This window comes from Actinokineospora pegani (genome assembly GCF_009745975.1).
In the GTDB taxonomy this organism is placed as follows: Bacteria; Actinomycetota; Actinomycetes; order Mycobacteriales; family Pseudonocardiaceae; genus Actinokineospora; species Actinokineospora pegani.
On record NZ_WHOL01000116.1, the window covers coordinates 16,835 to 38,854 of the forward strand.

Here is a 22,020-nt window from a genome sequence, read left to right on the forward strand (position 1 = left end):
GTTCCCGCCGCCGCGCCGGGCACACCCGGCGGCGGGAACACGGCTGGTCGGTTGGGTCACACGGTGACGGGCACCCGGGAGGCGCCGCGCAGGTTGATGCGGCCGTTCCAGGCGACCTCGCCCGCCAGGGCCAGGTCCGGGAGGCGGCGCACGATCCGCTCGAAGGCGACCCGGCCCTCCAGCCTGGCCAGCGCCGCGCCGAGGCAGTGGTGCGGCCCGGCGCCGAAGGACACGTGGTGGCGGGCGTTGGGCCGGTCGATCCGGAACTCGTCGGCGTCCGGGCCCCAGAACCGCGGGTCGCGGTTGGCCGAGGCCAGGTTGCAGATGACGAAGGTGCCCGCCGGGACCTCGCGGTCGCCGACCCGCACCGGGGCGGTGGTGACCCGGCGGCTGTTCTGCACCGGGCTGTCGTAGCGCAGCACCTCCTCGACCGCGCCCGCGGCGAGACCGGGGTCGGCGCGCAGCGCCGCGTGCTGCTCGGGGTGGCGCAGCAGGGCGACGGCGCCGTTGGAGATCAGGTTGACCGTGGTCTCGTGGCCCGCGACGTAGAGCAGCACGACCTGGGCGACCAACTCGTCCTCGGTCAGCGCGGACCCCTCGTGCTCGGCCTGGATCAGGGCGGTGAGCAGGTCGTCCGCCGGGTTGGCCCGCTTCCAGGCGATCGCCGCGGCGGTCAGCTCCCACAGGTCGCGGTCGGCGGCGGCGACGCGCTTGGCCAGCTCCACGTCGGCCACCGGCTCCAGGCCGCGGACCAGCGTGCCGGTCAGCTCGCGCAGCCGGTCGGAGTCGGTGGGCGGCATGCCGAGCATGTCGCTGATGACGGCGAAGGGCAGCGGGAAGGCCAGCTTCTCGACCAGGTCTCCCCCGCCGTCGGCGACCAGGTCGTCGAGCGCGGCGTCGACCAGCGCGGTGATCGAGGGCTCCAGGGCGGAGATGGCGCGCACGGTGAAGACCTTCTGCACCAGCCCGCGCAGCCGCGTGTGGTCGGGGGCGTCGCGGTCGAGCATCGACAGGCCGCGGCCGGGGGCGAGCGTGCCACCGCCGGCCTCGCGCACGGCGTCGCGCACCGGGTGCGGCAGGACGTGGCGCAGCTCCACCGACAGGTCGGAGCGGAGCAGGGCGGTGACGTCGGCGTGCCGGGACACCATCCAGAACCCCATCGGGTGGTCTTGGACCGGGTCGTCGTCGCGCAACTGGGCGTAGTGCGGGTACGGGTCGGCGTCGAAACCGGGGGCGAACGGGTTGAACAGCGCTGTCGTCACCAGGTCCACCTACTCAGCGTTGGTCACATACACCGTGTATGTGAGTACGCTCCGACCCTATGCCGGGTGTCAAGAGCCGTCGGGAGCAGTACTCCGACGCCACGCGCGCCGCGCTGCTCGCCGCGGCCGCCAAGCGCTTCCTCGCCGAGGGCTACACCGCGACCGCGCTGGAGGACGTCGCCGCCGACATCCAGGCCACCCGCGGCGCGGTCTACCACCACTTCAGCAACAAGAGAGCCCTGTTCGAGGCGGTGCTGGAGGTCATGGCGGTGTCCGCCGCCGACGAGATCGCCGCGGCGCGGGCGGGCGCCGACACGCCGTGGGAGGGGGCGCTGGCCGCGCTCGCGGCCTTCCTCGACCGCTGCCTCGACCCGGACTACAGCAAGATCGTGTGGCAGGAGGGGCCGATCGCGCTGGGCTGGCTGGACTGGCAGCGGCACGAGGAGCGCCACGCCTGCGGGCAGATCGAGGTCATCCTGCGCGACCTGGTCGAGTGCGGGGAGATCGCGCCGCTGCCGCTGGAGGCGGCCACCCGGGTGCTGTTCTGGGCGCTGGGCGCCGCCGGTCAGGCGCTGGCCGAGGCCGAGCCCGCGCGGCGGCCCGCGGTGCGGGCCGAATACGCCGAAGTGGCGCTGCGAATCCTGCAGGGCCTGCGTGGGGGCCGCGCGTGACGGGCGTGCCCGATAGGCTTCGCCCATGACGGACACCGCTGCCGCCCCCTTGGGCATCACCGCCGGTCAGGTCGTGCGCGAGGTCGGGTGGGACGACGACGCCGACGACGCGCTGCGCGACGCGGTCCGCGAACTGGCCGCCGAGCAGGAACTGATCGACGACGACACCGACGACGAGGCCGACGTGGTGCTGCTGTGGTGGCGCGACGGCGACGGGGACCTGTTCGACACCCTCACCGACGCCATGGTCGGCCTCGGCGACGACGGGGTCATCTGGCTGCTGACCCCCAAGGTCGGCCGGGACGGGCACGTCGAGCCCAGCGACATCGGCGAGGACGCCACGACCGCGGGCCTGCGCCAGGTCAGCTCCTCGCACGTCGCGCCGGACTGGACCGGGACCAAGCTGGCCAAGCCCCGATCGCGTTAGCCCCTGACCCGGGCCTTCCCTAGGTCAGCCTGCGGACCACCGCGTCGGCGAGCAGCCTGCCGCGGTCGGTCAGCACGCACCGCCCACCCGCCAGCGCGGCGGGCTCCAAGAGCCCGTCGCGCGCGGCCGTCTCCGCCTCCGGCGCCGCGCCGGGGGCCAGCGCCGACACCGGCAGGCCCTCGGCCAGCCGCAACTCCAACAGCACCCGCTCCACCCGCTGGTCCTCGTCGGTGAGGACCTCGCGGCCCTGCGCGGGCGAGTTCCCCTCGCCGAGCAGGGCCGCGTAGCGGGCCGGGTGCTTGACGTTCCACCAGCGGACACCGCCGACGTGGCTGTGCGCGCCGGGGCCGGCGCCCCACCAGTCGGCGCCCTTCCAGTACAGCAGGTTGTGCCTGCACCGGGCCTGCGCCGACGCGGCCCAGTTGGACACCTCGTACCAGTGCAGCCCGGCCGCCGCCAGGGTCGAGTCGAGCTGCTCGTAGCGGTCGGCGAGCACGTCGTCGTCGGGCATGGGCAGTTCGCCGCGCTTGATCCGGCGGGCCAGCGCGGTGCCGTCCTCGACGATGAGCGCGTAGGCGGAGACGTGGTCCACACCCGACTCCAGGACCGCGTCCAGCGACGCGGCGAGGTCCTGCGGCCGCTCCCCCGGGGTCCCGTAGATCAGGTCCAGGTTCACGTGCTGGATGCCCGCCGCGCGCGCCTCCAGCGCCGCGGCGACCGCGCGGCCGGGGGTGTGCGTGCGGTCGAGGACGGCGAGGACGTGCCGGGCCGCGGACTGCATCCCCAGGGACACGCGCGTGTATCCCGCGTCACGCAAGCCGCGGAAGAACTCGGGCGAGGTCGACTCGGGGTTGGACTCGGTGGTGACCTCCGCCCCCTCCTTGAGCCCGACTGTGGCGCGGATCGCATCCAAGACCTGGGACAACCCGTCGGCGCCGAGCAGCGACGGAGTGCCGCCGCCGACGAACACGGTGTCGGCTCCGGGAGCCTGCCCCAAGATCGACACCGCCAGCTCCAGCTCGCGCCGCAGCCCCGCCATCCAGGACTGCGGGGAGGCGGAAGTGCCCAGCTCACCGGGGGTGTAGGTGTTGAAGTCGCAGTACCCGCAGCGGGTCGCGCAGAAGGGCACGTGCACGTAGACGCCGAAGGGTCGGGAGCCCACCCCGGACAGGGCCGAGGGGGGCAGGGAGCCATCGGACGGGACGGGGTCGCCATCGGGCAGCGCAGCGGGCACGACGAGCATCATCCCAGGCGGCTGACATGCGGGTTCGCCGGTGTCCACGGGCCATGGCGGCCGCGGCGTCCCAGAATGCGGATGCTGGTGGACCACACCGTGGACGCGTGGCACGCTGAGCGCATGTCAGCGACCGAGGTCTTCCTGGTGGTTCGCCGCCACGTCGACCTCCGTCGCGTGTCCAGCGCCCTGTGCCGGGACACCTGAGACCTGTCGTCGCCCATTTCGCGTACAGCAGGCGTCGGCGCGCAGGCTGTGTGATCCAGGGTGCATCCGGGGTCCCAGCGGGCGCGCGCGCCCCGATCCCGGAGGACGTGCCCGGTGTCTCCCACCACACCACCGGCCAGCGCTGGCAAGCGCGCCCCATCCCGCAAGGGCGAGGGTCAATGGGCCCTCGGTTACCGCGAGCCGCTCAACCCGAACGAGCGGTCCAAGAAGGACGACAACCCGCTCAACGCGCGCGCCCGCATCGAGAACATCTACGCCCACGGCGGCTTCGACAGCATCGACCCCGGTGACCTGCGCGGCCGGTTCCGCTGGTTCGGCCTCTACACCCAGCGCAAGCCGGGCATCGACGGCGGCCGCACGGCCACGCTGGAGCCCGAGGAGCTCGACGACAGCTACTTCATGCTCCGGGTCCGCCTCGACGGCGGCGCGGTCACCACCGACCAACTGCGCGTGCTGGGCGAGATCTCCCGCGACAACGCGCGCGACACCGCCGACATCACCGACCGGCAGAACATCCAGTACCACTGGATCCAGGTCGAGGACATGCCCGCCATCTGGCGCAAGCTCGAGGACGCGGGCATGACCACGATGGAGGCCTGCGGCGACAGCCCCCGGGTCATCCTCGGCTCCCCGGTCGCGGGCATCGCCGAGGAGGAGGTCATCGACGGCACCCCGGCCATCGACGAGATCAAGCGCCGCTTCGTCGGCGACCCGGCGTACGCCAACCTGCCGCGCAAGTTCAAGTCCGCGGTGTCCGGCCTGCCCGACGTCGCCCACGAGATCCACGACGTCGCCTTCGTCGGCGTCGTGCACCCCGAGCACGGCCCCGGCTTCGACGTGTGGGTCGGCGGCGGCCTGTCCACCAACCCGATGATCGGCCAGCGCCTGGGCGCGTGGGTGCCGCTGGCCGAGGTCGCCGACGTCTACGGCGCGGTGATCGGCGTCTTCCGCGACTACGGCTACCGCCGCCTGCGCAACCGCGCGCGCATCAAGTTCCTGGTCAAGGACTGGGGCGCGGCCGAGTTCCGCCGGGTCATGGAGGAGAAGTACCTCCAGCGGCCGATGCTCGACGGCCCCGCCCCCGAGATCCCCGCCACCCCGTTCGACCACGTGGGTGTGCACAGGCAGAAGGACGGCCTGTTCTACGTCGGCGCCGCCCCGGTCGCGGGCCGGGTGTCCGGGCAGATCCTGCTCGATGTCGCCGACGCCGCCGAGCGCGCCGGGTCGCGGCGGGTGCGGTTCACCCCGCTGCAGAAGCTCGTCGTGCTCGACGTGCCCGAGGCCGAGGTGCCCGCGCTGCGGGCCGCGCTCAAGGACCTGGGCCTGGACACGGACCCGTCGCCGTGGCGGCGCGGGGTGATGGCCTGCACCGGCATCGAGTTCTGCAAGCTGGCCATCGTCGAGACCAAGGCCCGCGCGCTGGACCTGGTGACCAAGCTGGAGACCAGGCTCAAGGACATCACCGACACCCACGACCTGGCCCCGCTGGCGGTGCACATCAACGGCTGCCCGAACTCCTGCGCGCGCATCCAGACCGCCGACATCGGCCTCAAGGGCCAGATCGTCACCGACGGGGACGGCAACCAGGTCGAGGGCTTCCAGGTGCACCTCGGCGGCGGCCTCGGCCTCGACGCCGGGTTCGGCCGCAAGCTGCGCGGGCACAAGGTGACCGGCGAGGAGCTGCCCGACTACGTCGAGCGCGTCGTGCGGGCGTTCGTCGCCGAGCGCGGGCCCGGCGAGCGCTTCGCGCAGTGGGTCGCCCGCGCCGACGAGCCGGCGCTGCGGTGAGCGAGCGGGCGACGCCGTTCCACTGCCCCTACTGCGGGGAGGAAGACCTGCGACCGCAGGAGGAGCCGCAGTCGGCCTGGCTGTGCACGGCCTGCCGCCGGGTCTTCACCGTGAAGTTCGTCGGGCTCAACCTGACCACACAGCAAGCCGGGAGAGGGGCGCACTCGTGACTGTCACCGACGTCAAAGACTTGCGCGCGCTGGCCGAGCGCGCCGAGCACGACCTCGCCGAGGCCACCGCGGCCGAGGCGATCGCCTGGACAGTGGAGCACTTCGGCGGCCGGTTCATCGTGGCCTCGAACATGCAGGACGCCGCGCTGATCGAGCTGGCGCACCGGCAGCGCACCGACTTCGACGTGCTGTTCCTCGAAACCGGCTACCACTTCGCCGAGACCATCGGGGTGCGCGACGCGGTCGCGCTGACCTACCCGGGCATCCGGATCGTCAACGCCGAGGCCGAGCAGTCGGTGGCCGACCAGGAGCGCGAGTTCGGCCTGCTGCACCAGACCGACCCCGGCCGCTGCTGCGCGCTGCGCAAGGTGGTCCCGCTGCGGGCCACGCTCGCCCGCTACGACGCGTGGGTGACCGGGGTGCGCCGGGTGGACGCCCCGACGCGCGCCAACACGCCCGTCGTGCAGTGGGACGAGCGCAACGGGCTGGTGAAGGTCAACCCGATCGCGGCCTGGTCCGACGACGAGTTCACCGCCTTCATCGCCGACAACCACGTCCTGGAGAACCCGCTGGTGGCCGAGGGCTACCCGTCGATCGGGTGCGCCCCGTGCACGGCCAAGCCGCTGCCGGGCCAGGACGCGCGCAGCGGCCGGTGGGCGGGTCAGGGCAAGACCGAGTGCGGATTGCACGGGTGAGGCGGAGATGACGAGCACAGAGGCGACGACAGAGCCAGCGACGACAGGGCTGACGACGACGGAGCCGGCCGCGCCGACGGCCATGGACGCCCTGGACCGGTTGGAGTCCGAGGCGGTCCACATCTTCCGGGAGGTGGCGGGCGAGTTCGACCGGCCGGTCATCCTGTTCTCGGGGGGCAAGGACTCCACGGTCCTGCTGCACCTGGCGGTGAAGGCCTTCTGGCCCGCGCCGGTGCCGTTCCCGCTGCTGCACGTGGACACCGGGCACAACCTCGACGAGGTCATCGAGTTCCGCGACCGCACCGTCGAGCGCCACGGCCTGCGGCTGGTGGTGGCGAGCGTGCAGGACTACATCGACGACGGCAGGTTGCAGGAGCGCCCCGACGGGACGCGCAACCCGTTGCAGACCACGCCGCTGCTCGACGGCATCACCGACAACAAGTTCGACGCGGTGTTCGGCGGCGGGCGCCGCGACGAGGAGCGCGCCCGGGCGAAGGAGCGGATCTTCAGCCTGCGCAACTCCTTCGGCCAGTGGGACCCGCGGCGGCAGCGCCCCGAGCTGTGGAACCTCTACAACGGCAGGCACCGCCCCGGCGAGCACGTCCGCGTGTTCCCGCTGTCGAACTGGACCGAACTCGACGTCTGGCGCTACATCAAGCGCGAGGCGATCGAGCTGCCGTCCATCTACTACGCCCACCGGCGCGAGGTGTTCCAGCGGGACGGCATGTGGCTCACCTCGGGGCCGTGGTTCGGCCCCCGCGACGACGAGCAGGTGCGCGAGCTGACGGTCCGGTACCGGACCGTCGGCGACGGCTCGTGCACCGGCGCGGTGCTGTCCGAGGCCTCGGACATCGACTCGGTCATCGCCGAGGTCTCGGCCAGCAGGCTCACCGAGCGCGGGGCCACCCGCGCCGACGACCGGCTGTCCGAGGCCGCGATGGAGGACCGCAAGCGGGAGGGCTACTTCTGATGACCAGCACGGAGATCCCCGGGACCCACACCCCCGACCTGCTGCGCCTGGCCACGGCCGGGTCGGTCGACGACGGCAAGTCCACCCTGGTGGGCAGGCTGCTCTACGACACCAAGTCGGTGCTGGCCGACACGCTGGACGCGGTGCACCGCGCCAGCGTCGACAAAGGACTGACCACCCCCGACCTGTCGCTGCTGGTCGACGGGCTGCGCTCGGAGCGCGAGCAGGGCATCACCATCGACGTGGCCTACCGCTACTTCGCCACCCCGCGCCGCTCCTTCGTCCTGGCCGACACCCCCGGGCACGTGCAGTACACCCGCAACACCGTCACCGGCGCGTCCACCGCGCAGCTCGCGGTGCTGCTGGTCGACGCGCGCAAGGGCGTGCTGGAGCAGACCCGCCGCCACGCCGCGGTGCTGGCCCTGCTCGGCGTGCCGCGGCTGGTGCTGGCGGTGAACAAGATCGACCTGGTCGGCTACGACGAGGGCGTGTTCGAGGCCATCGCCACCGAGTTCGCCGCGCACGCCACCGCCCTGGGCTACCCGGTCGGGTCCGTGCTGTCGATCCCGGTGTCGGCGCTGGTCGGCGACAACGTCGTGGACCGCTCGACGAACACCGCCTGGTACACCGGACCGACCCTGCTCGAGCACCTGGAGACGGTGCCGGTGGAGCCGGACCCGCACCACGTGCCGTTCCGCTTCCCGGTGCAGCACGTCATCCGCACCAACACCGCGGAGTTCACCGACTACCGCGGCTACGCGGGACAGGTGGCCGCGGGCACGGTGCGGGTCGGCGACGAGGTCGTGGCGCTGCCCGCGGGCGTGCGCACCACCGTCTCGCGCATCGACACGCCCGGCGGCCCGCTGGCCGAGGCCGAGGCGGGCCGGTCGGTGACCCTGGTGCTGGCCGACGAGATCGACATCAGCCGGGGCGACCTGATCGCCCCGGCCCACGACGCCCCGGTGGCCGCCGACGAGTTCGGCGCGACCCTGGCCTGGCTGTCGGACAAGCCGCTGCGCCCCGGCTCCCGGGTGCTGGTCAAGCACGGCGCCCGCACCGTCCCCGCGATCGTCAGCGAGCTCAGCGCCCGCTTCGACGAGCAGCGGCTGGTGAGCGTGCCCGACCCGCTGTCCCTGGAGCTCAACGAGATCGGCCGCGTCACCGTGCGCACCGCGGAGCCGCTGCCGGTCGACGACTACGCGGTCAACCGGCGCTCCGGCGCTTTTCTGGTCATCGACCCCGCCGACGGGTCGACACTCGCAGCGGGTCTTGTCGGGGCAGGCTTGCCCGCGCTGCGCGACCAGGACAGCTCGACCCCCGAGGGCGACCTGGTCTCCCCCGGTCCCTGACCTCCCTGCCACCCGGAAAGGCCCGAGTCACGTGAGAAGCCCCCACCGCGCCTTAGCAGCAGGCCTCGCCGTCGCGGCCCTCCTGTCCGCCCTCGCCGGGTGCTCCCGGGCCGAGGGCGACTCCGCCGCGGCGACCGCGTCGGACAAGGGGCCCGCCGCGCAACTGCGCTTGGGCTACTTCCCCAACGTGACGCACGCGTCGGCGTTGATCGGGTTGGAGCAGGGCTTCTTCGCCAAAGAGCTGGGCAGCACCGAGCTCGTGCCGACGAAGTTCAACGACGGGCCCACCGAGGTCAGCGCGCTGCTGGGCGGGTCGCTCGACGCCGGGTTCATCGGTTCCGGCCCGGCCATCAACGCCTTCGCCAAGTCCGACGGCGATGCGGTGCGGCTGGTCGCGGGGGCCACCTCGGGCGGGGCGCAGTTGGTGACCACCCCGGACATCACCACCCCCGAGCAGCTCGAGGGCACGACGGTCGCCACCCCGCAACTGGGCAACACCCAGGACGTGGCGCTCAAGAAGTGGCTCGCCGACAAGGGGCTCACCGGCAAGGTCGAGATCCAGAACCTGGAGGGCGCCAAGACCCTCGACCAGTTCAGGAAGGGCGACCTGCGGGCGGCGTGGCTGCCGGAGCCGTGGTCCTCGCGGCTGGTGCTCGACGCGGGCGCGAAGGTCCTGCTGGACGAGAAGGACCTGTGGCCGGGCGGCGAGTTCCCGACCACCACGCTGTTGGTGCGCACGCGGTTCCTCCAGGAGCACCGGCAGACGGTCGAGGCGCTGCTGCGCGGCCTGCTGGCGGCCAACGCCTTCGCCGAGTCCAACCCCGCCGAGGCGAAGAAGGCGGTCAACTCCCAGCTCGAGGCGCTGATCGGCAAGGGGCTCAGCGCGGCGGTCATCGACCGCTCGTTCACCTCGATCACCCTCGACCCGGACCCGCTGGCCTCGACCTACCCGCAACTGGCCAAGGACGCGGTGACCGCGGGGATCACCGAGTCCGAGACCGAGCTCAACGGCCTCATCGACCTCGGTCCGCTGAACAGCGTCCTGGCGGCCGCGGGCAGGCCCGGGCTCGACGCCGCGGGCCTGGACACCAAGTAGCGACCGCGACGACCGAGGAAGGCAGGCGAACCCCGATGACCGCCACGCTCCCCACCACCCGAGGCACCGACACCGCGGTGCGGCTCAGCGACGTCCGCAAGACGTTCGGGCACGGCCCCGGCGCGGTGACCGCCCTCGACGGGATCGACCTCAACGTCGCCCCCGGCGAGTTCGTCTGCCTGCTCGGCGCGTCCGGCTGCGGCAAGACGACCGTGCTCAACCTGATCGCCGGGCTCGACGAGGCCAGCTCCGGCCGGATCGAGCTGAGCACCGGGCGGCCCGCGGTGATGTTCCAGGAGGCCGCGCTCATGCCGTGGCTGACCGCGGCCCGCAACGTGGAGCTGCCGCTGCGCCTGGCCGGGGTCAAGCGGGCCGAGCGGGTGGCCCGCGCGGGCGAACTGCTCGACCTGGTCCGGCTCTCCGGGGCCGGGGACAAGCGCCCGCACGAGCTGTCCGGCGGCATGCGCCAGCGCGTGGCCCTGGCCCGCGCGCTGGCCTCGGCGCTGCACAACGGCGGCACCGGTTCGCTGCTGCTGATGGACGAGCCGTTCTCGGCGCTGGACGCCATCACCCGCGACTTCCTGCAGGGGGAGCTGCTGCGGGTGTGGAAGGCCACCGGCACCGCGGTCGTGTTCGTCACCCACGACGTGCGCGAGGCGGTGCGACTGGGCCAGCGGGTCGTGCTGCTGTCGTCCAAGCCGGGCCGCGTCGTGCAGGAGTGGGCGGTCGACGGCCTGGACCCCGCCGCGGAGGGCGTGCTGATCGATGAGGTCAACGAGCGCCTGCGCGAGGTGATCAGCCACCATGCCGCCTGAACCGACGGCGCAGCTCGACCGGGACGGGGCCGTCGAGGGCCTCGACGCCCTCGACGCCCCGCCATCGCAGCCCCGGCGCGGCACGGGCCTGGCCAAGGCCGTGGTCGCCCCGGTCATCGCGCTGGCGGTGTTCATCGCCATCTGGCAGGGGCTGTGGGCCTCGGCGGTCTGGCCGGAGTACCAGTTGCCCGCGCCCGCGGCGGTGGCCGGGCAGTTGTGGGACATCACCGCGGACGGCCGGGTCTGGGGCTACCTGTGGGTCTCGGTGCACCGGGCGGTCATCGGGTTCCTGATCGCCCTGGCCATCGCGACGCCGCTGGGCCTGCTGCTGGCCAAGGTGCAGATCGTGCGGCTGGCGATCGGGCCGATCATCTCCGGGTTGCAGAGCCTGCCGTCGGTGGCGTGGGTGCCCGCGGCGGTGCTGTGGTTCGGCATCGAGGACACGGCGATCTACACCGTCGTGCTGCTGGGCGCGGTCCCCTCGATCGCCAACGGCCTGGTGTCGGGCATCGACCAGATCCCGCCGATCCTGCCGCGCGCGGGCAAGGCCATGGGCGCGGGCCGGGTCGACGCCGCCCGCTACATCCTGCTGCCCGCCGCCCTGCCCGGGTACCTGGCCGGGCTCAAGCAGGGGTGGGCGTTCTCCTGGCGGTCGCTGATGGCCGCCGAGCTGATCGCGAACTCCCCGCAGCTCGGTTTCGGCCTCGGCCAGTACCTGCAGAACGGGTCGGCGCTGTCGGACATGTCGATGGTGATGGCGGGCATCTTCCTGATCTTCCTGGTGGGCGTGGGCATCGAGCTGGCGCTGTTCCGGCCGCTGGAGCGGGCCGTGCTGCGCTCGCGCGGGCTGACGGGCGCGCTGTGAGCGCGGTCCCCCTCGTCGCCGTCGCGCACGGCAGCCGCGACCCGCGCTCGGCCGAGACCGTGCGCGCGCTGCTGGCCGTCGTGCGCGACCGGAACCCGGGCCTGGACGTGCGCGAGGCGTTCCTGGACCTGTCCGAGCCGCTGCTCTCGGACGTGCTCGCGACGCTGCACGGGCCGGTCGTGGTCGCCCCGCTGCTGCTGGGCCGGGCCTTTCACGCCCGGGTCGACCTGCCCGGCCTGGTGGAGCAGGCGCAGCGGCGGCACCCGAGGCTGTCGGTGTCGGTCGCCGACGTGCTGGGCCCCGACGCCCGGTTGGAGGCGGCCGCGCTGCGCCGACTCGGCGAGGCCGGGGTGGCGCCGGGCGACCCGTCGGTCGGCGTCGTGCTGGCGGGCACCGGGTCGTCGCACGCACCAGCCAACGCCCGGGTCGCCGAGGTCGCGCGGCGGTGGTCGGCGGCGCACGGGTGGGCCGGGGTGCGGCCCGCGTTCGCCTCGGCCGAGCCGGGCGTGCCCGCCGCCGTGGCCGCGCTGCGCGCGCGGGGCGCCGAGCGGATCGCCGTGGCGTCGTGGTTCCTGGCGCCGGGCCTGCTCCCGGACCGGGTGCGCGACCTGGCCGGTCCGGACGCGGTGGTCGCCGAGCCACTTGGCGCGGCCGAGGAGGTCGCCGACCTGGTCGTCGACCGGTACCTGTCCGTTGTGGACGAAGTGGTCCAGACGGCCTGAGCAGCCGAACCGCGCGTCATCCGTTTAGGGTGGGCTCATGGCTGATGAGCTGGTGCACTACGACGTCTCCGCGGGCGTGGCGCGGGTGACCCTGGACTCCCCGCACAACCGCAACGCGCTGTCCGCGCAACTGCGCCGGGAGCTGCGCGACCACCTGGCGACCGCCACCGAGGACCCCGCCGTGCGGGTCATCGTGCTCGACCACACCGGCCCGGTGTTCTGCTCCGGCATGGACCTCAAGGAGGCGGGCGGCGCCTCGTCGTCCGCTCAGGGCGTCAACGAGTTCCCCGCGATCCTCGAGAGCCTGTGGACCAGCCCCAAGCCGATCGTCGCCCGACTCGCCGGACCCGCCCGCGCGGGCGGCGTCGGCATCGTGGCCGCCGCGGACATCGCCGTGGCCGCCGACACCGCCACCTTCGCCTTCACCGAGGTCCGCATCGGCGTCGTCCCCGCCGTCATCTCGGTGACCGTGCTGCCCCGCCTGCTGCCCAGGGCCGCCCACGAGCTCTTCCTCACCGGCGAGACCTTCGACGCCCACCGGGCCAAGGAGATCGGTCTGATCAACTCCGCGGTCCCGCCCACCGCCCTCGACGACGAGGTCGACCGCTACACGGGGATGCTGACCCTGGGCGGCCCCCAGGCGCTGGCGGCGACGAAGCAGATGCTGCGCCGCGCGCCCGCGCCGTCGATGGGCGAGGACTTCGCCCGGATGCTGGCCCTCTCGGCCGAGTTCTTCGCCTCCGCGGAGGGCCAGGAGGGCATCACCGCGTTCGCCCAGAAGCGCAGGCCGAACTGGGTCCCCTGACCACGATCAGCGGCTGACCCTGACCACCAACTCGCGCACGGCGTCGCGGGACACCGGCAGCACCACACCGGGCCGCTTGGTGTCCCGCACGGCGGCCAGATCCTGCCGCAGCTCGACACAGTTGCTGGTACTGCCCGACCGGGACGACTTCCGCCACTCCATGATCACAACCTTTCCAGTAGTCGCCCAATCATACTGCGGCTTTCCACGCTGGAAAGAGCCTGACGATCAAGCATCTCGCGCATTTTCGCATAGCCATCGACCTCGGAATCATGCAGATAGAGGCTGCTCCCCCACAGCTCGACGTGGAGCACGTCTGCCACTTCGGGGAAGTGCAGCAACATCCACGAGTGCAACAAGAGGTTGTGCGGCAGGTGTTCTCGTACGATTCGGACGCCGAGACCGCGGTCGGGGGCCGCCACCAAGTGCTGGAGTTGTTCCTTGAGCGCCTCGGCCCCGCCGAAGGGCCTGCGCAGTGCGCTCTCGTGGATGAAGGCCATGTACTCGACATTGGGCAGCACTCGCTGCCTGCGCTGGCGGGCGATCCACCGCATCTCGACATCCTGGGCGGTGATCCCGTCGCCGGTCATGATGCCCGCCGCGTAGCTCTTGGTCTGCAACAAACCCGGCACCACCGCGAGGGACCAATCGGTGATCCGACTGGCCGAGGCCTCGTAGCTGGCCAGTGTTCCCACGTCCGGCAGCACCCCGGGCAGCGGCCGCGACCACCACCCGGCCTGCGTGCCGCTCTCCCGGGCACTGCCGATCAACTCCTCCCGCTGCACCGCTGGCACGTCGTAGTACGCCAGCACGGTGGCCACATCCTCACTCGTGATGTGCCGCTTCCCGTTCTCCGTCCTGCTCAAAGTCGCCGCCGACCACCCGATCCGCTTCGCCGCCTGCTCCAGGCTCAACGACGTCTGCTGCAACCGCACCGCCTTCAACTGCGCGCCGATGGTCCTGTCACGCGCCTGCGGGTTCTTCCTCTGACCGCTCACGGCTTCCTTTCCACCCCAGCAAGGAGCACGCGCCCTCAACGCGGGGAATCTACGATGTGGTCCCGACACGGGCACCGCAGATTTCAGGTAGCGATAAGAATAGGAGACCAGAAAACCCACACAACAACGGGTCCAGCAAAACCGAAACTCCACTGAGGACAGCGGCGAGATTGTCCGAAGCCGGCGATGAACGATCTCACCAGTGCGCTGGACCGGCAGGCCGGTGCCCCTCACCGCTGCCCGCCCAGACCTGCTGGGGGTGGGGCTGGAACCGCGGCTGGGGCGGGATCTGCTGGGATGGTGCCCCCTGCACGGGCAGTGCCCGCATCAGGGCGACCAGGAGGCGGGCCACCTCCAGCAGCTCCGGCACCGTCGTGCGGGTCAGGACGTTGTCGCGCGCGACCACCAGTTCATCGCCGACGATCGCGAACCCGGACCGACTCACCTGCGGGAGCAGGGCGGTGACCCGCGGCGTCAGCAGCCGGGCCGCCAGGTCCGGGTCCCCGCCGACCACCGCGTGCTGCCGGTTGAACTCCGGGTCGGCGGTGCGCAGGCCGGTGTCCTGGCCGAAGGACAGCCGGCGCTGGACCTCGACCACGCCGAGTGGCGCCGGCAGCCGGACCGTCCACACGGTCTCCACCGAGTTGGTGTCGGTGAACATGATCGACCCGTACGAGGTGCGCTTGGTGCGCCGCTGGAAGTCGAACGCGGTCACCCAGGCGCCGTCGACCCAGCCCGCGAGGTGCCCGAACGCCACCCGGCGGTCGCCGTGCTCGGTGAAGGGCGCGCACGGGTAGCGGGTCAGCAGCTCCGGTGCGAACGGCTGGAACCGCCAGCCGTGCGCGGCGGCGAAGGCCTGCCGCTCGGCGTTCTTCGAGTTCTGCCGCTTGAGCAGGAATTGCCTGGGCAGAACGAGCGTGAACAGGTTGAGCGAGGCCAACAACGCAACAATGAAAACGATGAACAGCACGATCTGCACGTGGATCCCCCGGTGCGATTCCCCCCGGCGCGGTGATCCGCGCCCCCGCGCCGATCATCCCACAGCCCTCTGGCGCCGGGTCAGCGAATCAGACGACCCGTGAGCCGCTGGACGGCCTCGGTGTACTGCTCGGCCAGGGTGGCCACCACCTCGGCGGCCGAGCGGTCGCTGGCCAGCGGGTAGGCCTGGCCCGCCCACAGCGACATGGCCTCCGGGTCGGCCGCGGCGGCCGAGGCGGCGCGCAGGGGCTTGGTGAGGTTGTTGACGTTCGGGTACGCCGCCGGGGCGTTCGCGTCGTGGTCGGTGATGAACTGGTTCACCAGGCCGCGGGCGGGACGGCCGGAGAACGCCCGGGTCACCGTGGTCTCCCGGTCGGCCTCGGCCAGCGCCGTGCGGTGGGCGGCGGACGTGCCCGCCTCGGGGCAGCGCAGGAAGGCCGTGCCCAGTTGCGCGGCCACCGCGCCCGCGGCGACCACCGCGGCGACGTCGGCGCCGTGGGTCAGCCCGCCCGCGGCGATCAGCGGCAGCCCGGTCTGCGCCGAGACCAGGCGCAGCAGGGGCAGCAGGTCGTAGGCGGGGGCGCCGCTGGGGTAGGCGGGGTCGTCGAGGAACACGCCGCGGTGGCCGCCCGCCGCGCTGCCCTGCACGCACAGCGCGTCGGCGCCCGCGGCGGCCGCGGCGCGGGCGTCGGCCGGGGTGCTCACGGTGATGACCACAAGGGACCCCGCGGCCTTGAGGCGCTCCACATCGGAGGGTCGGGGCAGGCCGAAGGTGAACGACACCACCGGGACCGCCGCGGCGACGAGCAGGTCCACCTTGGCCTGGTAGTCGTCGTCGTCCCAGACCGGGTCGCCGAGCGGGACGCCGTAGCGCTCGGCGTCGGCGAGCACGCGCTCGCGGTAGGCCTCGACGTCGGCGGCGGACTCCGCGCTGGGGGTGAACAGGTTGACCCCGAAGGGTTCGCCGGTCAACTCCCTGGTGCGGTCGATCTGCGCGCGCAGCGCGGCCGGGGTCGCCACGGCGCCCGCCAGGAAGGCGAACGCCCCGGCCCCCACCGCCGCGGCGACCAACTCCGGGGTGCTCGGGCCGCCAGCCATCGGAGCGACGACGACCGGCACGCGCGTCTGGTCGATCATGTCCTCGACGGTAGTGCACCCGGGGCCGTCGCGTGCGCCGGACAGCGGATCAGCGGGTGAACACGATCTTCCCGGCCGTCTCGCCCGCGAGCATGCTCTCGAAGCCCTCGCGCGCCCGGTCCAGCGGCAGCTCCGCGCCGATGGTCGGCTTGATGCCCGCGATGTCGCAGAAGCGCAGCAGGTCGGCCAGCTCGTCGCGGGTGCCCATGGTGGAGCCGACGACGCGCAACTGCAGGAAGAACAGCCGTTGCAGGTCCGCGCTGGGGTCCGGGCCGGAGGTGGACCCGGACACCACGATGACCCCGCCCGGCTTGAGCGCGCGCATCGAGTGCGACCAGGTGGCCTTGCCGACGGTCTCGAACACGCCGTCGACCTTCTCCGGCAGCCGGGCGCCGGACTCGAACACCGCGTGCGCGCCCAGCTCGGTGGCCAGCGCGCGCTTGTCCTCGCTGCGGCCGGTGACCCACACCCGCAGGCCCGCCGCCTTGCCCAGCACGATCAGCGCGGTGGACACCCCGCCGGAGGCGCCCTGGACCAGCATGGTCTGCCCGGGGACCAGCCCGGACTTGACGAAGATCATCCGGTAGGCGGTCAGCCAGGCGGTGCCCATGCACGCGGCCTCGGCGAAGCTGAGCCCGTCGGGCTTGGGCAGGGCGTTGCGCGCGGGCACCACGACCGAGTCGGCGAAGGCGCCCTGGTGCTTCTCGGTGAGCAGGGTCCTGGTCGGGTCGAGGGTCTCGTCGCCGCCCCACGCCGGGTCGCCGATGACCGAGTGCAGCACCACCTCGGTGCCGTCCTCGAGCACCCCGGCGCCGTCGCAGCCCAGGATCATCGGGAAGCGGTCGGCCTTGATGCCCACCCCGCGCAGGGTCCACAGGTCGTGCATGTTCAGGCTCGCCGCCTTGACCCGGACCTTCACCCAGCCCTCCTGGGCCTCGGGCTCGGGGCGCTCGCCGGTGGTCAGCGAGGCCAGCGGGTCGTCCGGGTTCGGCTCGGAGGCGTAGACAGCGAACATGCCTGGAACATAGCGGCGCGCGCCTGCCCCCGCCCCATGGAAGTGGCCCAGGTCTACCCGGGTCGTGGTCTACCCTCGACCGCGTGCAGGGACTCGCGGACTGGTGGAGCGACATCGAGCTGTGGTTGATCAGCTCGCCGTTCGTGCTGCAGTTCGCGCTGGTCATGGCCGTGCTGCTGCCGCTGTGCGTGGTGGCGGCCTTCCTCATCGACCGGGTGATCGACTACGCCTCGGCCCGGTTCGGGCACGCCCCGCAGGAGAAGCCGCTGTCGCGGCGCGCGACCGACCCGGAATAACGCCGCCCGGCCGGGTTCGTAGGCTGGCAGGGTGGGTTCTCGCAAACGGATCACCGGGGCGCTCGTCGGCTTGGTCCTGCTGGTCCTGCTGGGCTGGCTGACCACCATCACGGGCGACGACAGCCCGCCCCCACCCGACGCCACGGCCACGGCCACCGCGCCGTCGGCGTCGGGGGCGCCGTCGAACCCGGAGAGCCGGGCCAGGGCCACCCCCAGGGCGGCCAACGGGATGGCCGTCCTCGGGCTCACCACCCTGCCCGAGCAGGCCAGGGACACCTGGGCGCTGATCGAGCAGGGCGGCCCGTTCCCCTACCCGCGCAACGACGGGACGACGTTCCGCAACCGCGAGGGCAGGCTGCCCAAGCAGCCCGGCGACTACTACAAGGAGTACACCGTCCCCACCCCCGGCAGCCGCGACCGCGGCGCGCGCAGGCTGGTGACCGGCGAGGGCGACGAGGTCTACTACACCGAGGACCACTACGAGTCGTTCTCCGTCGTGGACGTGACCAGGTGAGCGCGCACGAGCACTGGGTCGACGGGTCGGCGCTGCGGTCCAAGCGCGCGACCCTCGACGCGATCGCCGAGGCCCTGGACTTCCCGGAGTACTCGGGTCGCAACCTCGACGCCCTCTTCGACTGCCTGGTCGACCTGTCGTGGCTGCCCGAGGGCGAGCACGTGCTGGTCTGGTCCGGCGCCGACGCGCTGGCCGAGGCCGACCCGCGCGCCCACCGCGGCATCCGGTCCGTGCTGGCCGACGCCACCGAGCGCACGGCGGGCACCGAGCGGCCCTTCCGCTTCACCACCTGATCCAGCAGCCCCCGCCGCACCCGCCACCGCTGCGGCCGCCGTGGTCCGCCGGGCGCCGCACCTCCGGCCGGGTGGGCCGCGAGCCCGTCCAACGCGACCAGGACCCCAGCGGCATCGGGATCCGTGCCCCCAGTCTGCCCCTCTGCCCTCGGGGCCACCCGCGGATCGAAACGACCAGCGACAGGATCAGCGCCAGTTCCACGGGCGTCGGCTCCCCGAGGCGGCCGAGCCGCACCGTCCCGCTTCCCTCAGCGCGCAAGCACGCGAGCTGGTAGGCGGTGAATGGGCCTCTCGGCCCCCACCCGAGCACCGCGTCCCACAGCCGGGCCACCCCGCGGGTGTCAGCCGCCGCAGCCACCCCCGCCGCCACCGCACGAGCTGCCTCCGCCGCAGGAGCTACTGCTGCTGCCACTGCACGAACTGGTCGTCCCGCTGGAACACGCCGACGTGCTGCCGCTGGACGCGGCGTGGTTGCGGGCGTTGGCGAGGAACACCTCGCTCAGGCCCTCGTCCGGGTAGGCGCTGAGCCCGTACAGCGCGACCGGCGCCATCACGGCCCCGGCCACCATCGCCCCGGACGCCGCCGGGGAGAACGTTCCGCGCGGCGAGATCCGCACGTGCTGGGTGCGGGCCAGGCGCAGCGAGGCCGCCCCCTGGGCGGTCGGCTTGACGCGCACCCGCAGCGCGGTGCGGCCCAGCACGAGCCACAGCAGGCCGGTGCCCGCCAGCGACGCGATCAGGTACCCGACCGGGCGGTCCTCGACGATGCCGACGAACAGCCGCACGAAGCCCAGGGCGAGGACGGCGGCGAAGGCCAGGTTGCCCCACTTGGCCTTGGCGACGTTGTCCGCCGAGCGCAGGAGTCCCCGGCGGACCAGGTCGTCGGCCAACTGCCGGTACGGCGCGCTGTCCTCGGTCCGCAGCGGCTCGTGCAGCCTGCGGCCGCTCCCGATCAGCCGCAGGACCTCGGCCTGGATGGCGTCGGCGGGGCGCTTCCCGCTCCTGGTGGGGCGCAGGAACCCCGAGCGGTTCACCCGCACCTGGTCCTGGGCGACGAGCCCGGCGATCGCGGTCTGCTGCACGCGCAGCGGCCCACCGGCCAGCAGCGCCAACTGGTAGCCGTCGAGGCCACCGGTGACCGGCGCCCCCGGGTTGCCCGACCGCCGGGCCGCCGTCGCCGCGACGGCGGCGGCGATCACGGCGCAAGCGACGAGCGCCCAGTACACGCCGAGGAACTGCGGGCCGCTCAGGCCCCAAGGCTCGTCCATGGCCTTCCCCTTCCCACTGTCCCCGTGAGACGTTCGAGACCACGCCCGGGTTTCGTCTCAGATGTGCCGGGTGTTGACCACCAGCACCTCGGCCACGGCCAGGTCCGGGTAGGCCGGGAACCCGTCGACGGCGATCGCGGCGGGCAGCCAGGCCGACTCGGCCCACAGGTCCGGCACCCGCCGCACCCGGTCGCGCACGGCGGCCACCCCGCGCTCGCCGCGCTCGGTCGGCCGCGGCGCGCGGGTGCGCAGCATGGCCACCAGCGCGCCCCACGCCGCCGCGGCCACCGTCAGCGCCATCAGCGTCAGCTCGACCCGCCACTGCCAGTCCAGCTCGGTGATCAGCCGGGCCGTGCCGACGACGACCAGCGCGCCGACGAGCCAGTGCGCGTTGTAGCCCGGCGTCTCCCGCCCGCCGAGCAGCAGGTGGCCGCGGCGGGCCAGGTCGGCGGCGAGGTCGCGGCGCAGCGACGTGGTCGCGAAGCCCAGCGAGCCCGACCCGTCGGCCTTGCGCCCGTGCAGCCGGTGCCCGTGGCCGATCGCCCACAGCGCCCACTGCTCCACCGGGTCGGCGGCCTGCGCCCCCGGCTGCTGGCGCAGCACCCCGTGGTGGTCGACGCGCACGCGCCCGGTCGCCACGAGGACGCCGATCGCGACCTCCTCGACCCGGGACGGGCCGCCCGCGAGCAGGGCCAACTCCCAGTGCCCCAACCGCTGGACGTCCGCCGGGAGCTTGTCCACCGACCGCTGCTTGCCGACGACGACGAGGATCACCAGCGCGACGGCCAGCGACAGCGCGATCGAGTACAAACCGAGGAACTGCCAGCCCCCGATCCCCCAAGGTGCGTCCACCGATACCCCCTCCTGATCAACGCGGAACCGTACCCGTCCCGACCCGCCGGGATTTAGGGTTCGGACATGTTCACCGTGGAGGACGCCGTGCGCATCGCCCACCGGGCCCACCGCGGCCAGGTCGACAAGGCGGGCCGGGCCTACATCGCCCACCCGCTGCGGGTCATGGCCGCCGTGGACGGTGCGCACGAGAAGATGGCGGCCGTCCTGCACGACGTCGTCGAGGACACCGGGGTGACCCTCGACGACCTGCGCGCCGCGGGGTGCCCCGAGCCGGTCCTGGCCGCGGTGGACGCGATCAGCAAGCGCCCCGGCGAGGAGCACCCCGACTACCTCGCCCGCGTCGCCGCCGACCCCCTGGCCCTGGTGGTGAAGCGCGCCGACATCGCCGACAACTCCTCCCCCGCCCGCCTCGCGGCCCTGGCCCCGCACGTCCGCGACCGCCTGCGCGCCAAGTACTCCCGCGCCGTGGCCACCCTCGACCGGCTCAGCGCTGGTCGAGCTCCGCGATGAGCCGCTTCGCCGCCACCTGCCGGTAGGCCTGCTCCACGATCTGCGCCACCTCCCCCCAGTCCAGCCCCGGGTCGTCGAGGTAGACCCCCAACCAGCCCCGGTGCCCGACGTAGGGCGGCCGGTAGAACCGCTCCGGCTCCTGCCCGACGACTTCCTCCTGCGCCCCCTCCGGCGCGGCACACCACAACGACTCCCGCTCGCCGCCGTGGACCTTGTCGTCGGTGAACGTGCGCGTGACGAACATCCGCCCCGCGAACCACGCGGGCGCCCCGTGGCTCACCTTCTCCGTGACCCCCGGCAGCGCCAGGCAGATCTTCCGCAACCGCTCCAGCGCGTCCATGCACCCCCCTTTCCACGGCCCAAGGATCTCGTCGATCGCCGGTGCTGTCCAACTTCTGTCCACAGGGTCGCTGTGACACCGGGCGGCCGAGATCCGATACAACGGGAGGTGAACGCCGGTCGTCCGAGGAGTGGTCGTGGAGTTGCAGAACGTGCTGGGCCAGACGCAGGCCGACTGGGCGGCCGAGGTGGTGCGCCGGACCGCGGTGGCGCGCTGCCGGTGGGAATCGCTGCTCGCCGAGCTCTCGGCGCGGCTGCACGCCGCCGGTGTCCCCGCGCTCCCGCTGTTCGAGGCGGGCTCGTCCTGGCTGGGCGGCGCGCCGCGGCTGCGCGTGGCCGGGGCGGGCTGGCTGTTCGACGGCTGGCTGCTGCACGAGACCGCGCGGCTGTTCCACGCCCCCGAGGGTCCTTTCACGATCCCCGCGAGCTCCCCGGGCCGCTACCGCGCCCACAGCCTCACCCGCGCGGAGTACCGGAGCATCCGCGGCGCGGGCGGCGCGACGGGCGACGCCGTCCTGATCGACGGCCGCTCCCGCCCGCGCATGGCCGAGGCCGCCCCCGGCCACCGCGCGCACGCCGACCCCGCCACCGGCTGGGTCCACTGGGCCGACTCCGCGTTCGCCCTCGACCGCGACGACACGGTCCTGATCGCCACCGGCGCGGGCCACGTACCGTTCGGCGACCACGTCCTGCGCGTGCTGGGCTGAGGCCCAGCCCGCG

The 22,020-nt window shown here is 73.1% G+C and carries 28 protein-coding genes and 1 pseudogene; 18 read left to right on the forward strand and 11 right to left on the reverse strand.

Annotated features, from left to right (window positions below; genetic code table 11):
* Positions 1-56: 56 nt before the first annotated feature.
* The gene (locus GCL84_RS23500; RefSeq protein WP_235926641.1) at positions 57-1,262 is read right to left on the reverse strand and encodes a cytochrome P450; all 1,206 of its coding nucleotides are present in this window, start codon (positions 1,260-1,262) and stop codon (positions 57-59) included.
* Between the two features lie 59 nt (positions 1,263-1,321).
* Between GCL84_RS23500 and GCL84_RS23505 the strand changes: the two genes are divergently transcribed.
* Positions 1,322-1,933, forward strand: coding sequence for a TetR/AcrR family transcriptional regulator (locus GCL84_RS23505; RefSeq protein WP_156757716.1), 612 nt, complete (start codon positions 1,322-1,324; stop codon positions 1,931-1,933).
* 25 nt (positions 1,934-1,958) lie between these two features.
* Positions 1,959-2,360 (forward strand): DUF3052 domain-containing protein, encoded by a 402-nt coding sequence (locus GCL84_RS23510; RefSeq protein ID WP_156757717.1) that lies wholly within the window; start codon positions 1,959-1,961, stop codon positions 2,358-2,360.
* Positions 2,361-2,379: 19 nt separating this feature from the next.
* Here GCL84_RS23510 and hemW read toward each other — a convergent pair whose 3' ends face one another.
* Positions 2,380-3,594 carry a radical SAM family heme chaperone HemW gene (gene hemW / locus GCL84_RS23515; protein WP_235926643.1) on the reverse strand — a complete coding sequence of 405 codons (1,215 nt, stop codon included), beginning with the start codon at positions 3,592-3,594 and terminating at the stop codon, positions 2,380-2,382.
* 75 nt (positions 3,595-3,669) lie between these two features.
* Between hemW and GCL84_RS30735 the strand changes: the two genes are divergently transcribed.
* The 11 genes from GCL84_RS30735 (at position 3,670) to GCL84_RS23565 (ending at position 13,097) form a co-directional block, all read left to right on the forward strand.
* Positions 3,670-3,801 (forward strand): putative leader peptide, encoded by a 132-nt coding sequence (locus GCL84_RS30735; RefSeq protein ID WP_268891405.1) that lies wholly within the window; start codon positions 3,670-3,672, stop codon positions 3,799-3,801.
* A 114-nt stretch (positions 3,802-3,915) separates the two neighbouring features.
* A complete protein-coding gene (locus tag GCL84_RS23520; protein WP_156757719.1) occupies positions 3,916-5,610 on the forward strand; it encodes a nitrite/sulfite reductase in 1,695 nt (564 codons plus the stop codon).
* Complete coding sequence (locus GCL84_RS23525) at positions 5,607-5,780, forward strand: Insertion element protein (protein ID WP_156757720.1); 174 nt, start codon at positions 5,607-5,609, stop codon at positions 5,778-5,780. Before GCL84_RS23520 ends, GCL84_RS23525 begins: the two co-directional genes overlap by 4 nt.
* A complete protein-coding gene (locus GCL84_RS23530) occupies positions 5,777-6,475 on the forward strand; it encodes a phosphoadenylyl-sulfate reductase (RefSeq protein WP_156757721.1) in 699 nt (232 codons plus the stop codon). The genes GCL84_RS23525 and GCL84_RS23530 overlap by 4 nt, the downstream gene beginning before the upstream one ends.
* A 49-nt stretch (positions 6,476-6,524) precedes the next feature.
* Positions 6,525-7,445, forward strand: a complete 921-nt coding sequence (cysD, locus tag GCL84_RS23535; protein ID WP_407924428.1) for a sulfate adenylyltransferase subunit CysD — start codon at positions 6,525-6,527, stop codon at positions 7,443-7,445.
* The gene (locus GCL84_RS23540; protein ID WP_156757722.1) at positions 7,445-8,794 is read left to right on the forward strand and encodes a sulfate adenylyltransferase subunit 1; all 1,350 of its coding nucleotides are present in this window, start codon (positions 7,445-7,447) and stop codon (positions 8,792-8,794) included. Before cysD ends, GCL84_RS23540 begins: the two co-directional genes overlap by 1 nt.
* A gap of 31 nt (positions 8,795-8,825) precedes the next feature.
* Positions 8,826-9,890 carry an ABC transporter substrate-binding protein gene (locus GCL84_RS23545; RefSeq protein ID WP_156757723.1) on the forward strand — a complete coding sequence of 355 codons (1,065 nt, stop codon included), beginning with the start codon at positions 8,826-8,828 and terminating at the stop codon, positions 9,888-9,890.
* 35 nt (positions 9,891-9,925) lie between these two features.
* Positions 9,926-10,705, forward strand: a complete 780-nt coding sequence (locus GCL84_RS23550) for an ABC transporter ATP-binding protein (RefSeq protein WP_156757724.1) — start codon at positions 9,926-9,928, stop codon at positions 10,703-10,705.
* The gene (locus GCL84_RS23555) at positions 10,695-11,570 is read left to right on the forward strand and encodes an ABC transporter permease (protein WP_156757725.1); all 876 of its coding nucleotides are present in this window, start codon (positions 10,695-10,697) and stop codon (positions 11,568-11,570) included. Before GCL84_RS23550 ends, GCL84_RS23555 begins: the two co-directional genes overlap by 11 nt.
* Positions 11,567-12,292 carry a sirohydrochlorin chelatase gene (locus GCL84_RS23560; RefSeq protein WP_156757726.1) on the forward strand — a complete coding sequence of 242 codons (726 nt, stop codon included), beginning with the start codon at positions 11,567-11,569 and terminating at the stop codon, positions 12,290-12,292. The genes GCL84_RS23555 and GCL84_RS23560 overlap by 4 nt, the downstream gene beginning before the upstream one ends.
* Before the next feature lie 37 nt (positions 12,293-12,329).
* Positions 12,330-13,097, forward strand: a complete 768-nt coding sequence (locus GCL84_RS23565; protein WP_156757727.1) for an enoyl-CoA hydratase-related protein — start codon at positions 12,330-12,332, stop codon at positions 13,095-13,097.
* Positions 13,098-13,103: 6 nt separating this feature from the next.
* On the opposite strand, the gene GCL84_RS23570 is transcribed toward GCL84_RS23565, so the two are convergent.
* The 6 genes and pseudogenes from GCL84_RS23570 to GCL84_RS23590 all read right to left on the reverse strand — a co-directional run bounded on the left by GCL84_RS23570 (position 13,104) and on the right by GCL84_RS23590 (position 17,225).
* A complete protein-coding gene (locus tag GCL84_RS23570; protein WP_156757728.1) occupies positions 13,104-13,259 on the reverse strand; it encodes a DUF397 domain-containing protein in 156 nt (51 codons plus the stop codon).
* A gap of 2 nt (positions 13,260-13,261) precedes the next feature.
* Positions 13,262-13,918: a DUF5753 domain-containing protein gene (locus GCL84_RS23575; protein WP_235926645.1), complete on the reverse strand. Its 657-nt coding sequence runs from the start codon at positions 13,916-13,918 to the stop codon at positions 13,262-13,264.
* Positions 13,919-13,924: 6 nt separating this feature from the next.
* A pseudogene (locus tag GCL84_RS31065) lies at positions 13,925-14,329 on the reverse strand (helix-turn-helix domain-containing protein); the annotation flags it as partial.
* Positions 14,292-15,065: a type III secretion system chaperone family protein gene (locus GCL84_RS23580; RefSeq protein ID WP_156757730.1), complete on the reverse strand. Its 774-nt coding sequence runs from the start codon at positions 15,063-15,065 to the stop codon at positions 14,292-14,294. The pseudogene GCL84_RS31065 and the gene GCL84_RS23580, both read right to left, overlap by 38 nt.
* An 89-nt stretch (positions 15,066-15,154) precedes the next feature.
* The gene (locus tag GCL84_RS23585; protein ID WP_156757731.1) at positions 15,155-16,210 is read right to left on the reverse strand and encodes a nitronate monooxygenase; all 1,056 of its coding nucleotides are present in this window, start codon (positions 16,208-16,210) and stop codon (positions 15,155-15,157) included.
* A gap of 49 nt (positions 16,211-16,259) precedes the next feature.
* The gene (locus GCL84_RS23590; protein WP_156757732.1) at positions 16,260-17,225 is read right to left on the reverse strand and encodes a zinc-binding dehydrogenase; all 966 of its coding nucleotides are present in this window, start codon (positions 17,223-17,225) and stop codon (positions 16,260-16,262) included.
* A gap of 83 nt (positions 17,226-17,308) precedes the next feature.
* On the opposite strand from GCL84_RS23590, the gene GCL84_RS23595 reads away from it, so the two are divergent.
* From GCL84_RS23595 to GCL84_RS23605, 3 genes are read left to right on the forward strand one after another with little or no spacing between them, the layout of a single operon-like run.
* Positions 17,309-17,521 (forward strand): hypothetical protein, encoded by a 213-nt coding sequence (locus GCL84_RS23595; RefSeq protein ID WP_156757733.1) that lies wholly within the window; start codon positions 17,309-17,311, stop codon positions 17,519-17,521.
* A 31-nt stretch (positions 17,522-17,552) separates the two neighbouring features.
* A complete protein-coding gene (locus GCL84_RS23600) occupies positions 17,553-18,035 on the forward strand; it encodes a ribonuclease domain-containing protein (protein ID WP_156757734.1) in 483 nt (160 codons plus the stop codon).
* Positions 18,032-18,328 (forward strand): barstar family protein, encoded by a 297-nt coding sequence (locus GCL84_RS23605; RefSeq protein ID WP_156757735.1) that lies wholly within the window; start codon positions 18,032-18,034, stop codon positions 18,326-18,328. The genes GCL84_RS23600 and GCL84_RS23605 overlap by 4 nt, the downstream gene beginning before the upstream one ends.
* 341 nt (positions 18,329-18,669) lie before the next feature.
* Here the strand turns inward: GCL84_RS23605 and GCL84_RS23610 are convergent, their stop codons facing one another.
* Positions 18,670-19,596 carry a TIGR04222 domain-containing membrane protein gene (locus GCL84_RS23610; protein WP_156757736.1) on the reverse strand — a complete coding sequence of 309 codons (927 nt, stop codon included), beginning with the start codon at positions 19,594-19,596 and terminating at the stop codon, positions 18,670-18,672.
* Between the two features lie 57 nt (positions 19,597-19,653).
* Positions 19,654-20,448: a TIGR04222 domain-containing membrane protein gene (locus GCL84_RS23615; RefSeq protein ID WP_197523472.1), complete on the reverse strand. Its 795-nt coding sequence runs from the start codon at positions 20,446-20,448 to the stop codon at positions 19,654-19,656.
* A 66-nt stretch (positions 20,449-20,514) separates the two neighbouring features.
* Here GCL84_RS23615 and GCL84_RS23620 point away from each other — a divergent pair, with 66 nt between their 5' ends.
* Positions 20,515-20,961 (forward strand): HD domain-containing protein, encoded by a 447-nt coding sequence (locus GCL84_RS23620; protein ID WP_156757738.1) that lies wholly within the window; start codon positions 20,515-20,517, stop codon positions 20,959-20,961.
* Here the strand turns inward: GCL84_RS23620 and GCL84_RS23625 are convergent.
* Positions 20,936-21,301, reverse strand: a complete 366-nt coding sequence (locus tag GCL84_RS23625; protein WP_156757739.1) for an MmcQ/YjbR family DNA-binding protein — start codon at positions 21,299-21,301, stop codon at positions 20,936-20,938. The two genes, GCL84_RS23620 and GCL84_RS23625, sit on opposite strands and share 26 nt — an antisense overlap.
* 136 nt (positions 21,302-21,437) lie before the next feature.
* On the opposite strand from GCL84_RS23625, the gene GCL84_RS23630 reads away from it, so the two are divergent.
* Complete coding sequence (locus GCL84_RS23630; protein WP_156757740.1) at positions 21,438-22,007, forward strand: hypothetical protein; 570 nt, start codon at positions 21,438-21,440, stop codon at positions 22,005-22,007.
* Positions 22,008-22,020 lie beyond the last annotated feature (13 nt).